Origin of the sequence: Phreatobacter sp., from assembly GCF_030691135.1 — a bacterium.
Taxonomy (GTDB): domain Bacteria; phylum Pseudomonadota; class Alphaproteobacteria; order Rhizobiales; family Phreatobacteraceae; genus Phreatobacter.
In genome coordinates, this window is record NZ_JAUYFA010000031.1 from 1 (window position 1) to 15,725 (window position 15,725).

Below are 15,725 nucleotides of genomic sequence, written 5' to 3' on the forward strand. Positions count from 1 at the left end.
GCCTCCTCCAGCCGCGCCGTCCCGCTCTCACGCTCCCCGAGCGTATCGAGCGCAACGCCAAGACTTGTGCGCATAGCACCACGATGGTCGAGATTGTCCGCCCGACTGACCGCCTCTCGCGCCAAGGCGATCGCGACCTCAAGCTCAAAGTTGAGACCTTTCTCCGAGCCTCGCTGATACCATTCGATGAAAAGTCCCCTGAACGCCTGATACCTTTTTTCCGTATCCGTAACCGCATCGAGTTCGAATCGCGCGACAAGGAAGCGGCGGGCGTTTCCGGCGTCACGGGTGAGGATAGCCTGGGCGATACCCTTGTCGTAGAGACGAGCGCGCGCGGCCTTGCGGCGTTCGTCTTCGGCATCCAGCTTCGCCAACTCCTCATCGAGGGCGACCTGACCGCCGTTCAGATCGCCACAGTCATTGAGCGCATCGATGCGCGCGACGACGGCATCGACAGCGCTGGAAATGTTAGATGGCAGGCCGCCGCGCTCACGCTCGTCCCGCGCCACTTCGAGGGCGCGTTCGAGACCAGCGAGCGCCGCCGCAAAGTCGCCGGGCGTGCCTTCCGCGTAGCGCCGTGCCAGCGCGATCAGCATTCCCTCCTTGATGCCGAACTCGCGGGCCTGATCCCGCAGTGCAGCAACTAGCTCGTCTTGCTGCTTCTTGATCTCGTGGACGACTGTGTTCGTGTCCTGCACTACCGCCGCGGCTTCGGGCCAGCGCAGGGCGGGTGGGATCTGCTCGGCGGCGATCTCGAGGACCCGCGCGACATTGCGCACCGTGTCGCGGGTGATGTTCGGCACCTTGCCGTTTTCAATCTGCGAGACGTAACCCTTGCGGTCCCGGTTCGAGAAGGCCGCTTCCGCGAGGTTTTCCTGTTTCCAGCCCCGCGCTACGCGCCGCTCTCGCACCAGTTGCCCAAACCTGACAACGTCGTCTCCGGCGCTGACTGGCACTTCGTCCACCCCCTTGAACAATCGCAGGTTACGCAGCGGCGTAACCTTGATGAAACGACGGCGGAGGCGCATTCAGCCAAAACACTCCCGTCGAGACACTCTAGATCAACCGCCGGGCCCGGCTCAACATCAAAGGACAACAACGATGTTCGAGCTTATGAAACTGAGAATTATCGTTCTTCGCTTTGCGAAGGCGTTTTACTGCCACCGGGCGATTTATGCCGGGTTGGCCTGTTGCCATGGTTCAGGGTGCTTCCTGACGGAGAAGCCGGAGCTCTATGGCCCGATGGCCGTACTCTATGCGGTTCTGGCGCTCAAAGGATGACGGGCGCAAAGCAGGCAAGCGACATGGTCGCGTAAGCTATCCTGTGGCTTGCCTGCCTCGCTGCGTACGGCGGGACACACTGGGCATAACTTTTGACTGGCGGCGATGCCCGAGGACCAGCAAACAGACATTCTCGCTGACCGATTTTGAGGCCCGGTGCCAGACTTTTTCGAACGCCCCGCCCCCTACCCGATCAGCGCATGCACCGAGCGCGGGCTCGCCGCGAAGATCGAGTAGAACGTGCCGCCCTGGTCGAGGAAGGCCTGGTTGCGGGCGACCACATTGTTCTCGTTGTTGATCGACAGGGCGAAGAGGCAGGTCTTCACGCCGCGCGCCACCATCTCGCCCGAGGGCAGGATCGGCAGGCGGGCGCCGGCGAGGTACAGGTTCTGCTTCTGCGGCGTGTCGTCGGCGACGAAGTCGATGAGGTCGGCGAGGCCGTGGAAATTGACGAAGTGGCAGGCGAGATGGCCGGCGCCGAACAGGGCGATCGGCCCCTTCTCGGCCCGCAGCTTGGTCAGCGCGGCGCGCAGGCCCGCCGTCCTGGCCGGGAAGGCCTCGGCATAGGCGGGGAGCAGGGTGAGCTCGGCGGCGACCTCGGCCGGCGTCAACGGCGCGGTCTGGGGCGTGCCGCGGCGGGCGAGCTGCACCAGCGAGTTCTCGAAGGGCAAGGGATAGATGTCGGTGCGGATCGGCTCGAAGCCGGCGCGCGCCAGGAGGCCCATGAAGGTCTTCGGCGTCAGGTAGAGCGAGTGCTCCTCCCAGACCATGCAATAGTCGTTGAGCTTCAGGCTGGTGGTGCAGTCCGGCACCTCGACCATGATGATGCCGCCGGGCTTCACCATGGCGGCGAGGCCGGCGAGGAAGCCCTGCACGTCCTCGGCATGTTCGAGGATGTGGCGCACGATCAGGATGTCGGCGGCACCGTGCCTGGCGGCGATCGCCGTCATGCGCTCCGCCGTGGTCAGCTTCTGCACCGTCTCGATATTGGCGGCGGGATTGTCGACGCCGAGATCGCCGCGGACGCTGACGCGCCAGGTTTTCGTGAAGCCCTTGCGGCGGAAGCGATCGACCGTGGTGTCGTCCTTGTAGGTCAGCGCCCCGACGACACAGTCCGTCGTCACGCCCGGCAGCGCCACGATGTTCTCCACCGTCTCGTCGAGATGCTCCTCCGGCTCGCGGGCGAAGAGCCAGTCATAGGGCGGCACCAGGGCGTGGTGCGGCACCGGCTGCATGGCCTGGATCGTGCCGCAATCGGCGCAGTCGCCGAGGGTGACGTTGTAGGCCGTCTCCGGCGCGTCCTTCGCCTTCAGGAAGAAGGAGGAGACCGGATGCGCGCCGAGGTCGAGGCGGGGCGTCAGACGATGCGAGTTGCAGACGAGGCAGGGCATGGTGGTCCTCAGGCGGTCGTGTAGCGGGCCTTGTGCATCTGCCGGATGCCCTCCGCCAGCGGGCGGAAGGTCACGCCCGGCAGGACGCGGCGCAGCGCGGCATTGTCGAAGACATTGTCGACCTTGGGCTTGGAGCGCGGCCGCGAGGTGATCTCCGGCAGCCGGCCGACGATGGCCTTCACCGCCTCCAGCGCATCGGAGAAGCGGTAGCTCTGCCCGGCGACGAGATTGAGCGGGCCGACATGGTCGGTGGTGACATAGGCGGCGGCCGCCTCCACCACGTCGTCGATATAGAGGAGTTCGCGCAGCTCCGAGCCGTCGCCCCAGAGGGTCAGCGGCCGGTTGTGGACGGCGGCGTCGAGGAAGCCGCTCGGGCCATAGGCGGTGGCAAGGTCCCCGGGCCCGTAGATGGTGGCGGGGCGCAGCAGGCCGAGCTGTGTCTGCGGCAGGCCGGCGACGGTGCGCTCCAGGATCCACTCCGCCGTGATCTTCGACTGGCCGTAATAGCTGCGCGCCACCAGCGCGCTCTCCTCGGTGATGGCGAGGTTCTCGATATCCTCGCCATAGACGGCGCAGGAGGAGAAATAGACCACCCGCCGCACCGGATGGCGCGCCAACAGATTGGCGAAATTGACGATGATGGCGGTGTTCTTGAGATAGATGTCGGCGGTATCGCCGAGCTGGCGCTTGATCGCCGCACACATGACGACGAGGGCATCGGGGTCGAACAGGGCTCCGAGCCGGCCCGCGCTCTCCGGATCCTCGAGGTCGAGGCCGGTCAGCGAGGCTCCCACCACCGGCACGTCCGGGTGCAGCTCCGTCAGCCGCGCCATGAGCCGCGACCCGATGAAGCCGGAATGGCCTAGGATGATGATCCTGCTGGGCTTCATGCCTGTCGTCCGTCCGTTGCGCCTTGTACATCTATGGGCGGCGCGGCCCGGTCAAGCGCGATCTTTGCGCATGACAAGGCGCAGCCGACCGGCTAGGCGGAAAGGAAACCGGGCCGGCGAGGCTTTGCTCTGACGAGGCGGGACATGGAACTGACGCGCGCGCTGGTCATCGGCGCCTCGGGCTTTTTCGGACGGCGCGCCCTCGCCGTTCTCGGCGACAGGGGCATCGGCACCTTCCACGGTCGCCCCTTCCCCGGCGGCCTCGCCTTCGACGCGCTGACCATGCGCATCGGCGATGTCATCGACCAGGCCGGCGTCCCCTTCTCCCACGCCATCATCCCCTATGGCGCCATCGACATGGAGGGCTGCGCCCGCGACCCCGCCGGCACCTCCGCCGTCAATGTCGTCGCCATGGTCCGCGTCATCCACGATCTCTTCGACCGCGGCATCATGCCCGTCTTCTGCTCCACCGATTACATCTTCGACGGCAGCAAGGCCCTCTGGCGCGAGACCGACCCGGCCTTTCCCAAGATGGCCTATGGCGCACAGAAGCTCGCCGTCGAGGCCTGGCTCGGCACCCGCACCGAACCCTGGCTGGTCACGCGCTTCTCCAAGGTCGTCTCCGGCGGCCGTGACGAGGCCGGCCAGCTCGGCCAATGGGTCAACGACATCATCGCCGGCAAGCCGCAGTCCTGCGCCGACGACCAGTACTACTCCCCCGGCTTCGTCGAGGACCTCGCCGGCGCGGTCATCCGGCTGACCGAGACCGGCGCCACCGGCATCTACCACGTCGCCGGCCCGGAGCGCTTCAGCCGCCTCGGCCTCCTCTCCCTGCTCGCCGGCAGGATCGAGGCGGTGAAGCCCGGCCTCCTGCCGCCGATCCGCGCCGCCAAACTCGCCGAGATGCCCTTCCTCGAAAAGCGCCCCCTCGACACCTCGCTCTCCATCACGAAACTCCAGGACCGCATCGGCTGGCGCTTCACCACCATGGACACGCTCTGCGAGCGCATCGCCCGCACGCATTTCGGCTGAGCCCCCTCAGCCGGCAAAGGCGAGCGAGAAGGCCCCGAAGCCGCTGTTCAGCAGGCTGACGCCGGGCGCGCTCACATAGGCCCGCACCTCAACATCGTCGCCCGCTTCCAGCGCCGCGAGCACGCTGGTCTGGACCGAGGCGAAGCCCGGCGCCGCGGCAAGGGTCGTGACCTGCTGCGAGCCCGCCAGCAGGGCGCCGCTGCGCCAGAGCGACAGATAGACACCCGCCGCCTCCGTCGCCGCATAGAAGGTCGCCGCCGCCTCGATGCGATAGGGCCCGGCCTCGGCCACCGCGAAGCGGCCTGTCACGACATCGAAAGGCGCGGCCTCATGGCCGAGACCTTCGCTCCACACGGTTTCCGTCCCGGTGATCGGCACCCAGACCGCCGGCGTCAGCGCCGCTGAGAGAGCCCCCGTCATCGCCCGGGCGGCGCAGGGATTATGCGGCCGGCGCACGAGGCCGGAGGTCTCCGCCCGCAGCGCCGTGCGGAACGTGGTGCCGTCACCGCTCACCTTGACCGCGAGATCATCGCTCCCCGCCAGCCCGATCTCGGCACGGGCGGAAAAACCGGTGCTGAAGACCTGCGAGGCCGTGTCGGCAGCGCTCGCGCGGTTGATGGTCATGCGATGGTCGCCGCCCGCGTGGGTGAACAGGCTGGCGGCGGAAGCCAGCGCCAGACGGTTCACCGCGTCCGCCGTGGCATTGATGCCGAGGCGCGACGTGCCGCGGATCTCCGCATCGCCCCAGGCCTCGCCGTCATGGACGATGAGGCAGCGCTCGCCCTCCACCCAGGCGAGCCAGCCGGCCCGGGGACTGAGAAAGCGCCAGTGCCCCTCCTCCCGCTCGGCCACCTCACCGGCATGACCGGCCCAGGCGCCGGTGGGAGCCGCCCCGACGATGTGCCGGTCGCCGGTCTCCGCATCCGGAGGCGGCCCGGCGAGGCCGCGGTCCTTCACGGCCAGATGCACCAGCGCATCGACCAGGCCGAGCGCCTCATTGTGGGTGACGTGTTTCTGCGCCTGCGCGGCGGCGATCAGCGGCAGGGCGAGGCGGGTGGTTTCGGACAGGACGGGCGAGGCAGACGACATGGCGGGTCTCCAATCGAGGGGCGATTGAATAGCAGACTATAGTCCTTTGTCAAGGATATATTTCCCAATAGCAGTTTCAGGCAGCGCCGATCCGGCCCCCTACCCCAGCCCCAGCTCCTTGTAAAAATCCCGGCCCGCCGCCTGCTCGCTTTCCGGCGGCGCCCAGGGCGCGCCCTCGCTGTCGGCGAGGTCGAAGGGGCCCTTGGTGGTCTCGACGAAGACCAGCCATTCCGAGCGGTAGATGAGGCCGTGGAAGCGGCCGACCGGCATCCGGTAGAAGAAGGGCCGGCCCTCGCCCGGCGCCGCCATGGAACAGACCTCGTCCACCGTGCCGTTCTCGTTGAACAGGATGGCGTCCACCGCCCCGTCCAGCACCAGGAAGGTCTCGGTCTTGCCGAAATGGCGATGCGGCCGGACATAGCCGGAGGCGTGCATGACGATGACCATCTCCTGCTGCGCGGCGGAGGGGTCGGGATGGCAGCAGATGCGCGCCCGGCGGCGCGGCGTGCCGGCGGCGATGGCCTTCAGCATGGCGATCTCGGCATCGCCCACCGTGACGAAGCTCTTGTCGCTGTAGAGCACCTCCGGCGTCACGAACCGGTATCCTGGAAGCAGCGTGGGATCGCTCATGCCGTCTTGCTCGCCCGTTCTGGCTCGTGGGTTGCCCGGAACGGGCTCGGAGCACCGTCAAATCACGGCCCACGCGCCGCGACAAGACCACACCCTCGGGACGCCGCGCCGCAAAACCTCGCCGGATCTGTGTGGAATTCCTGCGTCATCGCCGCCATTGCCGTCGATCTTTGACGCAGTGCGTCGATATCCACCGCGGTTTGGAAGGAAGTCGTCGCTTCGAGAGCCGACGGAAGGGCAAAGATGGCCGCCCGGAACATCGCGATCTGTCGCTCGCAATCTTTTTTTGCCCTTCAAACCAGGCTGACTGCCATCGAGACTGCACCAACTCAGTTTGCGTCACCCTCGAAAATCTCCTAAAGACCCGTCCGGCTGCCGGATGGTATGGCGGGGCCGGGCTTTCTGCGAGACGACAGGTCCCTCCGACCGGTCCGGATTGCCGCACCCGCGCAGCGGAAGCCGATGCACTGATGACAAGGCCGCCGACACCGATGCACCCGACGCCATCCCACCGCCCTGTTCGACCTGAGCCGGCAGGCGTCGGCGCCATGGGGTGCGTCCGATGAGCACCTGGTTGCGCGTGGCGGCTGCCGACCTCGACGCTTCGATCGCGCGTCGCGACCTCTGGATCCACCAGGGCTTCATCGACGTCATCAGGCGTTACCGGCGCACGGCGCTGGGGCCGCTCTGGCACACGCTGCACCTCGGCGCACTGATCCTGCTGCTCGGCTTCGTCTGGTCGGCGATCTTCAGGATCGATACGGCGGCCTATTTTCAAACCATCACGCCGACGCTGATCGTCTGGACCCTGATCGCCTCGATCATCGTGGAGGGCTGCGGCACCTTCGTCGCGGCGCAGTCCACCGCGCTGTCGATCCGGTTTCCCTACACCGCCTTCATCTTCGCCCATCTGTGGCGGATGTTGCTGATCTTCGCACACCATCTCGTGCTGCTGGTCATCGTCTATCTGGTGCTCGGTGTGACCCCGTCCCTGACCCTTCTCTTGGTCATACCGGGCCTGTCACTGATCCTCATCAACGGCTTCTGGATCAGCCTGCTGCTCAGCATCCTGACGCTGAAGGCCCGCGACGTTCAGCAGATCGTCGCCAGCGGCATGCAGATCGCCCTGTTCGCGACGCCGGTCTTCTGGCCGCGCGACCTCCTCGGGCCACGCTTCGCTTTCCTCATCGACTACAACCCGCTCTACCACCTGCTTCTGATCGGCCGTGATCCCTTCATCGGGCGGGCACCTCCCATCGAGTCCTGGCTCTGGGCTGGCGGCATGGCCGCGGTCGGCCTGACCGTCTCCCTCCTTGTGTTCGGTGCCGTGCGGCGCCGGCTCGCCTACTGGTACTGACCCATGCCCCGGATCCGATTGCGCGACGCCACCGTCGCATTCCCGGTCAAGCTCGCACCGCAAACGGCGGCGGCAGGCATCGGCCAGACCGGCGGCCGGATCGACGCCGCCACCCGCCAGATTGTCGCGCTGGACGGCATCACGCTCGACATTCCCTCGGGCAGCCGGATCGGGCTGATCGGTCACAATGGCGCCGGCAAGTCGACTTTGCTCCGGGTCCTCGCCGGGGTCTACGAGCCGATCAGCGGCGAGGCGGAGATCGACGGCACCATCGCCACCCTCTTCAACGCCACGCCCGGCCTGAACGTCGACAGCACCGGACGTGAAAACATCATCACCTGCGGCCTTCATCTCGGCCTCAGCCTGAAGGAGGTCCGGGCGCGTGCCGCCGAGATCGCCGAATTCACCGAACTCGGCGGCTATCTCGACCTTCCCGTGCGGATCTACTCCGCCGGCATGCTGATGCGGCTCGGCTTCGCCATCGCCACCTCGCTGGAGCCGGACATTCTTCTCATCGACGAAGGCCTCGGCACCGGCGATGCCGGTTTCACCGTCAAGGCCGAGACGCGGATGCGCGAACTGGCGGAGCGCGCCTCGATCCTCGTCGTCGCCTCCCATTCGATGGCGCTGCTCAATACCCTCTGCACCACCGGGATCGTCCTCGAACACGGCAAGATCGTCGCCATGGGGCCGATCGAGACCGTCCTCAGCGACTACCGCGCCAAGGTGGCCGCCGATGCCAGCACCGGCGACAAGAATGCCCGCCGCGCCGCCTATACGATGGCCCAGGAACTGGCCAATACCGGCCAGGAACTGCCTCCCGAACTGGAACTGCAGGCGCTGATCGAGGCCTTCACGATCCGCCCCGACGACCTCTCCATGCTGCGGCGCTACCGCTCGCTGCTGGTCATGCTCGGCAAGCCGGTCGAGCCGGCGCTCGACCTGAAGATCGAGCAGGCCACCCTGCGGCTCACGCCGGAGGACAGCGAGGTCATCATGCGCATCCTGGTCCTTGTGAAAGCCCATGGTCTCAGCATCGACGAGGACATTCAGGCGATCCTCACCAACCGCCTCAGGGAACTGACTGGGGCGGACCGCTGATGGCACCCGCCGGGGACGCGAGCCCGGACGGCAGCGCCCGGCACGGCGCCACCGTCCGGCCGGCCGAGCAGGCCGTGGTGCTGGTCGTCGCCTGGGGCAGGCTCTACATCGACCGTCTGGTGCAACACGCCTTCGTTTCGCTGCTGGCGCCGGGCAACCTGCCCCATGTCGCCAGGCGCATGCCCGTCACCCTGCAGATCATGACGCGGGCGGAGGACGCCGCCTATTTCGAAGCCCAGCCGCAGGTGCAGCGCATGCGCGCCTTTGCTTCCGTCGTGGTGGCGCCGATCGACGACCTCATCGTCCCCGGCCTCTACACGGTGACGCTGACGCTCGCCTATGCCCGGGGCATCGCCCTGCACGGCGAGGCGATGACGCGCACGGTCTTCTTCTCTCTCAACGCCGATTTCGTCCTCTCCGACGGAAGCCTGGCCCATGTGCTGGCGCGGATCGAGGCGGGGGCCACCTCGGTTATGGCGGCGAGCTTCAAGGCGGTGGCGGAAGAGGTGATCCCCAGGGTCGACGCACTCGCCCCGGCCGACGGTGCGCCGCTCGCCCTGACCGGCCGGCAGCTCGCGGCCATCGGCCTCGCCTCGCCGCATCTGACGACCGTGGGCAAGACCCTCAACCAGTCGCGCTGCTGGAGCCGGGCCGCCAACCATGTCTTCTGGCAGGAGGACGACACCGCCTGTGTCGGGCGCTTCCTGCAGATCTTCTTCCTCGGCATGCGCCCGACGCGGGTCGTCACGAAGGTCCACGGCTACTGCGACTATTCCTTCCCCGAGCTCTACTGCCCGGACGGACGGATGGAGGTCATCGCCGATTCCGACGAGGTCATGATCCTGGAGATGCAGGAGCGCGCCGCCGATGCCCGCTCGGTCGTCTATGGGTCGCGGCCGGCCGGGGTCTGGGAGCGCGACATCTCCGAATGGTACGTGCCCTGGCATCTGGAAGCCTCGCGCACGCCCATGCTGTTCCACAGCGGCGACCGCGACGCCCGCTCGCATGCGCTGCTGGAGCGCAGCACAAGCGACATGGCGGCGCTCGTCGCCGGCCTCGGCCCGCCGGTCCCCAACCGCGGCCACTATTACTGGGTCGCGGGCGTCGCCGCCTGGTTCCAGCGGCGCAGCGGCCAGGCGGCCCTGCCGCCCGAGCTCGACCTGACGCTGACCCTCGCCGACCTGCGCAACCCCTCCTTCGGCCCCAGCCGCCGGGCCCGGCGCTTCGGTGTCGGCAGCGGCCATCGCGGCGGACCGCGCGCCGTCGTCTCCCGCCTGCGCGAGCGCCTGTGGGGCGTGCCGCCGCGGCTCGGCCCGCTCAATCTCGGACGCGAGTCCTACGCGCCCGTGCGCGCGGCCGTCGAGGACCTGCGCCGCTCCGTCCACGCGGGCGCGCGCCTGCTGGTGGTCGCGCCCGTCGGAACCTGGCTCGACGGGATGTTCTCGCCCGAAGAGGACGGTGTCTTCTGGATCGAGCCGGATCATCTCGCCTGCTGGCGGCTGGCGGGCGACGACAAGGTCGATGCCGTGCTGGTCATGTGCCGGCATCCCGACGAGATCGATACCCAGCTCCTCGTCGACCATGTCCGCGGCGTCACGAACCCGGGCGCGCGCTGGACCTATGTCGCCCACAAGCCGATCTGGCTGCCCGATGCGGCCTGGGTCAGGGCACGCCTGGTGGACGCCCTGCTGCTCGAAAGTGCCATGAAGCCGAGCGCCGCCGCCATCGATATCGGCCGCCAGCCGCAGGGCCTGCACGACCGCGATCTCGGCCGTGTCGGCCAGGCCGGCAGTTCGCTGCTGCGCGCGCTGCGCTATGCGGGCCTTCTAGCCCTCTACGGCCTGCGGCAGACCATGCGCCGCGGCACCGCGAACAATGCCGAGCCGACCAGCGTGGTGGTGCAGGTGGTGGCGCCGCAGGATCCGCGCCCATGACCGGTGACGACGAAAGCCGCCACGCCGACTATGCCGCCTTCGCCGCGGCCCATCCGCGCTGGTTCTCGAACGAGCCCGACGGGATCACCGTCGTCACCGAGGCCGGCGCCATGGCCCGGATCGAGGCCGACATGGCCGAGCGCTACACGGCCCGTGGCCTGCCGGCGGAATGGGCCAAGGTCGGCGTGCGCTACGAAGACCCGTATCTGATGCTGGTGCGCGACGCGGTCATCTTCCCCGGTGGGACAACCGGTGTGCATCACCGCGTTCTTCGCCCCGGCGCCGAACCCTCCGGCGTCGCGGTCCTGCCGCTGTTCGACGGACGCATCGTCCTCGTCCGCCATTTCCGCCACGCGACGCGATCCTGGCACTGGGAGTGCCCGCGCGGAGCCACCGATCCGGGCGAAACGGCCGAGCAGTCCGCCGTTCGCGAGCTGCGCGAGGAGATCGAGGGCGAGGTCGCATCGATCCGCCTTCTCGGCCGCATCCACGGCTCGACGGCGCTGATGGGGATGTCGGTCGCGCTCGCCTGGGCCGAACTCACGGCGATCGGGCGCACGCAGGTGGCGGAAGGGATCGCAGGTCTGAGGCTCGTCACCCCGACGGAACTTGACGAGATGGTCCTGAACAGCGAGATCACGGACGCCTTCACCCTCGGCTGCGTCCTTCATGCGAGGCTCGCCGGCCTCATATGAGCACCGCGCAGCTTCGCCCCACCCCCGGCCCTTTCCAGGAGCCCCTATGGCAATTCATTGGTCCGTCATTCACAGCATGGAAGCCCTCGGCATGTTTCCCGCCAAGGGTTCGGTGCTGGATATCGGTTGTTCCAACCTCTACGGCGCAGAGGCTCCGGCGATCCTCGATTTCGTCCAGCGCCACAATCCGGGGACCTCTCAGGATCTCGCTTGGGCGACCGCACTGGCCTCGCGGTCCGGTTTCCGACCTGACGGTATCGCGCTCAACCAGGCCTTCGTCGGCGAGCTTCTGGAAGCGGCCGGCATGACCTACGAGGCGGTCGACATCGCGTCGAGCTATCGCACGACCATCCTGGACCTCAACCGCAGCGAACTGCCGGAAGCCTTCGTCGGCAAGAACGACCTCGTGATCAATGCCGGGACCACCGAGCACATCATCAACCAGGCCAATGCCTTCAACGCCATCCACGAGGCCACCAAGGTCGGCGGCCTGATGTACCATCAGGTCCCGGCGGCCGGTTTCGCCGCGCATGGCTACTTCTGCTATACGGGCAAGTTCTTCCTCGATATGGCAGCCTACAACCACTACGAACTGGTCGACTTCTGGTATGACGGCCCCGCGGGCCATGACAACCTAATCGACTCCGTTGAAGCCTATAAGGCGCATTTCCCGGTCCTCGGCCCCTACACGGCCAACCGCCAGGGCGTACGAGAGGCGCGCGTCAACGCGACGCCGGTTCCCAACATGGCCGTGAACGTGTTGTTCAGGCGTACCTCGGAGAAGCCCTTCGCCGGGCTGCTGGATGTCAGCACCAGTGTCGGAGCGGTCGGCCAGGACGTGTATCAATCCTACGGCAGGAGCCTGGGCGCCCGCATCATGTCGACGGTCAAGCGGGTCGCGACCCGCGACTGGCTGACGCGCAAGCTGAAATGAAGTGAGACGGCTGTGCCGGGGCTACGAAGCCCCGGCGGACCGGATCAGCCGTTGGCATAGGCGCCTTTGACGGCATCCGGAATCGCGCCGACGCTGGTCGAGGTCTCGACCATGATGCCGAACGGCTTGTCCTTCACCTTGCGCAGCACGACGTTGATGGCCACGGTCGGAATACGCAGGGACGCCACCCGCTTTTCACGATCCTCGACGCCGATGGCGGCAACGCGCTTGTCCACGTGGGGGAAGTACCGGGCATACGCACGCGTGGACGAATAGATGTCCTCGCTGTCGGTGTAGTTTCCGTCGAACCAGATATCCAGCAGCTCATACTCGTTATATGCGGCGAGATCATAGAAAAAGCGGCCGGTGTAGCAATAATAGGCGTGATCGACGAAACCGATGGCCGGCAACTGATGCATGATCATGCCGCCTGGCTTGCAGGCATCGTGGATCGACTTGAAGACGTTGGCCTGGTTCAGAATATGCTCGCTGGTGCCGAAGTTCAGCACCACATCGGCCGATTTGATGAACTGTTCCGGCAGCGCCTGAAAGTTCAGGTCGACGATGGTGGTCTTGTAGCCGTCGGCAATGTCGATGGCGTCATAGGTCATGCCCGCGGCTTCGAACATTTCACCGATGAAGGCGTGGTTCAGGGCCTGCCCGTCCGGACCGAGCTTCGAACCTGCCTCCAGCCGCTGCGCGAGTTCAGATAGATTGTCCGGGATCGTGGTCGCATAGCGGGCGACGAAGGCCTCGATCTGGGCCGCGGTCGCATGATACAGGTTGGAACTGCCGAAATCGATGACATGGGCGCCCGGAGAAAGAAGCCGAGCGTTTTCAATCGCATCCAGCGAGTTCCAGCTGATGGCCATCATGGAAACCTTTTCAAGGCCGCGGTGATTTCGGACGATCTAACTGACACGCCCATCACAACTTCGGCAGAGGACAAAACCGCTTGACGTACGGGTGGCCGACCTTTTACAGCCATCACTAAGCTAGTTCAAGCTCTTAATGCACTTTGCCGCACAACCGACATCGTGCAACCCCATACTTTTCGTGAACAGCGTAAAGACGATGTGAGCGTCTTGATCTGTTGACGTATCGGGGATCTAGAGCAGGGAAATACAGGCGCCCGATCGATGGGCTATTCGGGGAATTCTGGCGTGACACTTAACCCATCTATGTGGTCTGGGAAGTTCGTCTTTCATCTCGACCAAATGCCCCGGAATGCACCTTTTGCTATTCTGAAGGATGACAAGCTCGACGTCGAAGCCCTGCCGATCCTTCAGGCACGCACGGGGCAGAGCCATTTTGCTGGCTTCGTATCGTCCGCTGCCGAAACCCCTCCCGGCTGTCATCTCCTCATATCGAGCACGAACTGGCCACGCCTTGCCTCGGACGCGGCAGGATTGATCGCCCCGTCGCGGCTCATCGTCCTGCTTCATTTCGGCTTTGACCCGCACGGTTACTGGGACTTCGCCCTGTGCCTCAAGGACAAGCTCGAGCGCCTGGTCGCCGACCGCGACTTCAAGGCCGACACGTTCGAGCAGTCGACGGTTCACTCTGATTTCTGGATGTCCAGCCGCTCGGTCGGCAAGCGCATGTCGGGTGGCTCGCTGCATCTGATGCGGGACTATCCGGAGGTGCTCGCCGAAAAGAGCCCCAGCCTCGTCTACATTCTGTCCAAGCTGTCGGACCAGAAGAGCCGGGACACTTTCACGCGAATCCTGTTCGGTAATCAGGAACAGGTCATGCGTGGCTTCCTGGCCGATGCATTCGGGCCGCAGCAGTATATGGACGTGGTAAGGCTGATGCCCGGAGACACCGTCATCAATGGTGGCGTCGGCGCGGGATGGGAAATTCCCTATTTCATTTGCCAGATGAAAGGCGAAGGGCGGATCCACAGCTTCGATCCGGTCTTCCAACTCGAGGGCCACTGGGCCAAGCCGACATGGGACGCCTTCGACGGTGTCATCACCAAACACGAAGTCGCCCTGCTCGACAGCGACCGCACCCTGCGGCTGGTTTCGCAGGTATCGGGCATGGTCTATGGCGCCGGCGGCGAAGACGTGGACGCCGCGGCCGCCGCGGGCTCCATGGTGAAGGAGTTCAAGGGTCGCTCGCTGGATTCGCTGGTGGCCGAGGGGCTGGTGACGGCCTGCGATTACGTCAAACTCGATATCGAAGGCGGCGAGCCGGTCGCCCTCAAGGGCATGGAGCAGTCGCTGAAGCGCTTCCGGCCGAAGCTCTCGATTGCGATCTACCACGAGCCCGAACATTTCTTCGACATTCCCGAAGACCTGATGCGTCTTCTGCCCGATTATCGCTGGTATGTGCGTCAGTACAGCTGTGGCCGCTTTGAAACACTTCTCTACGGAGTGCCCAACGAGGACACCAACAGCCGCTCCGGCCATGAATTCGGTCCAGACATCGAGTCGCGCACGTCGGACAAGGACGTGCCCCTCCAGATCATCACCTACGTCCAGGACAAGGTCCCGCGCCTGACGCATCGCGGCCAGACCCTGATGCAGGTCGACCGCTTCAGCGGCGGCGACTGGGCCTTCGCGACGCTCGACGCCGTCGTGGAACTCGACGGGATCCGCGCGATCTCCATGGTCGATGACCATACCAGCGGCAAAACCTTCGTGGTGGCCCTGAGGGCAAGCGAAGGTGCCACTGGAACATTGTTCATCGGCCACCTCACGGTCCCGCAAGGTGTTCAATGGCTGGCGAGCCGCACACTCGCCGAGGGAGTGGCTGTGCCCCTGGTCGGCTTTGCCCCGGAGGCGGCGATCATCAGCGAGTTCCTGCCATCCCGGTCGCAGCTGTACATTTACGGGCTGGCTGAAGGCACGACCGCTGGCGTCGCCATCATCCCCGACCTTCCCGGCCGCCCCCTTTGCGTTCATCAGGGAGCGACCGCCGACAGCTTCGCGTTGCTGGTCAAGACTGAGTCCGGCCTGTGCCTGGTTGAGGCCCGACCGAGCAGCATCACGAACATCGTGGCACTCGACCCGGGCCCTGGTATGGAGTTCGAGGCGATTTGCACCGTCCGCGATCATCGCGAGCAAAACTCTCCGTTGCGCTACGCCTATGTATTCGTCGAAGCCGGCACGGGCGCCCGCGTAGTTCTCGGTCTCGACGCAAACGGCCGACTGGCGCCCCTGCGCGGAATGGCGGCTCCCGATTTTGTCGTCGTCAGCACCGGCAGTTCCGCGGTGTCCGTTGAGCCCTGGACGGTTCCGGTGCCCAACGAAAGCACCGTTCTCGATTCCGCCCGAGCCATGATGATTCCCGACCGGAGCATGCTCGTCGCAGAAGGATCGGCGAAAGATCCGCTGATCGATTACGCCCGTTGGGTCCAGGGCAAGTTTTTCATATAATCAATGCC

At 65.9% G+C, this 15,725-nt stretch carries 14 protein-coding genes; 8 read left to right on the forward strand and 6 right to left on the reverse strand.

Annotation, left to right across the window (positions count from 1 at the left end; translation table 11 throughout):
* Positions 1 to 1,028, reverse strand: a 1,028-nt coding sequence (locus Q8O26_RS04675; RefSeq protein ID WP_305573974.1) for a helix-turn-helix transcriptional regulator, incomplete at its 3' end; no start/stop codon positions are given.
* 73 nt (positions 1,029 to 1,101) lie between these two features.
* Between Q8O26_RS04675 and Q8O26_RS04680 the strand changes: the two genes are divergently transcribed.
* Positions 1,102 to 1,281: a hypothetical protein gene (locus tag Q8O26_RS04680; protein WP_305573975.1), complete on the forward strand. Its 180-nt coding sequence runs from the start codon at positions 1,102 to 1,104 to the stop codon at positions 1,279 to 1,281.
* A 185-nt stretch (positions 1,282 to 1,466) separates the two neighbouring features.
* Here Q8O26_RS04680 and Q8O26_RS04685 read toward each other — a convergent pair whose 3' ends face one another.
* Together Q8O26_RS04685 and Q8O26_RS04690 are read right to left on the reverse strand one after the other, a co-directional pair.
* Positions 1,467 to 2,672 carry a methyltransferase domain-containing protein gene (locus tag Q8O26_RS04685; RefSeq protein ID WP_305573977.1) on the reverse strand — a complete coding sequence of 402 codons (1,206 nt, stop codon included), beginning with the start codon at positions 2,670 to 2,672 and terminating at the stop codon, positions 1,467 to 1,469.
* 8 nt (positions 2,673 to 2,680) lie between these two features.
* On the reverse strand, positions 2,681 to 3,562 hold the full coding sequence (locus Q8O26_RS04690) for an NAD(P)-dependent oxidoreductase (RefSeq protein ID WP_305573979.1): 882 nt from the start codon (positions 3,560 to 3,562) through the stop codon (positions 2,681 to 2,683).
* A gap of 144 nt (positions 3,563 to 3,706) precedes the next feature.
* On the opposite strand from Q8O26_RS04690, the gene Q8O26_RS04695 reads away from it, so the two are divergent.
* Entirely contained in the window at positions 3,707 to 4,594 is an 888-nt protein-coding gene (locus tag Q8O26_RS04695; protein ID WP_305573981.1) for a sugar nucleotide-binding protein, read from the forward strand.
* Positions 4,595 to 4,600: 6 nt separating this feature from the next.
* Here Q8O26_RS04695 and Q8O26_RS04700 read toward each other — a convergent pair whose 3' ends face one another.
* Together Q8O26_RS04700 and Q8O26_RS04705 are read right to left on the reverse strand one after the other, a co-directional pair.
* Positions 4,601 to 5,683 carry a DUF2793 domain-containing protein gene (locus Q8O26_RS04700; protein ID WP_305573983.1) on the reverse strand — a complete coding sequence of 361 codons (1,083 nt, stop codon included), beginning with the start codon at positions 5,681 to 5,683 and terminating at the stop codon, positions 4,601 to 4,603.
* Between the two features lie 99 nt (positions 5,684 to 5,782).
* Positions 5,783 to 6,313, reverse strand: a complete 531-nt coding sequence (locus Q8O26_RS04705; RefSeq protein WP_305573985.1) for a WbuC family cupin fold metalloprotein — start codon at positions 6,311 to 6,313, stop codon at positions 5,783 to 5,785.
* Between the two features lie 562 nt (positions 6,314 to 6,875).
* On the opposite strand from Q8O26_RS04705, the gene Q8O26_RS04710 reads away from it, so the two are divergent.
* The 5 genes from Q8O26_RS04710 to Q8O26_RS04730 are packed head-to-tail and all read left to right on the forward strand — an operon-like array spanning position 6,876 to position 12,334.
* Entirely contained in the window at positions 6,876 to 7,670 is a 795-nt protein-coding gene (locus Q8O26_RS04710) for an ABC transporter permease (RefSeq protein ID WP_305573987.1), read from the forward strand.
* Positions 7,671 to 7,673: 3 nt separating this feature from the next.
* Positions 7,674 to 8,771, forward strand: coding sequence for an ABC transporter ATP-binding protein (locus tag Q8O26_RS04715; protein ID WP_305573989.1), 1,098 nt, complete (start codon positions 7,674 to 7,676; stop codon positions 8,769 to 8,771).
* The gene (locus tag Q8O26_RS04720) at positions 8,771 to 10,705 is read left to right on the forward strand and encodes a hypothetical protein (RefSeq protein ID WP_305573991.1); all 1,935 of its coding nucleotides are present in this window, start codon (positions 8,771 to 8,773) and stop codon (positions 10,703 to 10,705) included. The genes Q8O26_RS04715 and Q8O26_RS04720 overlap by 1 nt, the downstream gene beginning before the upstream one ends.
* A complete protein-coding gene (locus Q8O26_RS04725; RefSeq protein ID WP_305573993.1) occupies positions 10,702 to 11,400 on the forward strand; it encodes an NUDIX hydrolase in 699 nt (232 codons plus the stop codon). The genes Q8O26_RS04720 and Q8O26_RS04725 overlap by 4 nt, the downstream gene beginning before the upstream one ends.
* Before the next feature lie 46 nt (positions 11,401 to 11,446).
* A complete protein-coding gene (locus Q8O26_RS04730; protein WP_305573995.1) occupies positions 11,447 to 12,334 on the forward strand; it encodes a hypothetical protein in 888 nt (295 codons plus the stop codon).
* A 44-nt stretch (positions 12,335 to 12,378) separates the two neighbouring features.
* Here Q8O26_RS04730 and Q8O26_RS04735 read toward each other — a convergent pair whose 3' ends face one another.
* Entirely contained in the window at positions 12,379 to 13,209 is an 831-nt protein-coding gene (locus Q8O26_RS04735) for a methyltransferase domain-containing protein (protein WP_305573997.1), read from the reverse strand.
* 264 nt (positions 13,210 to 13,473) lie between these two features.
* Between Q8O26_RS04735 and Q8O26_RS04740 the strand changes: the two genes are divergently transcribed.
* Complete coding sequence (locus Q8O26_RS04740) at positions 13,474 to 15,717, forward strand: FkbM family methyltransferase (protein WP_305573999.1); 2,244 nt, start codon at positions 13,474 to 13,476, stop codon at positions 15,715 to 15,717.
* The last annotated feature ends 8 nt before the right edge of the window (positions 15,718 to 15,725 follow it).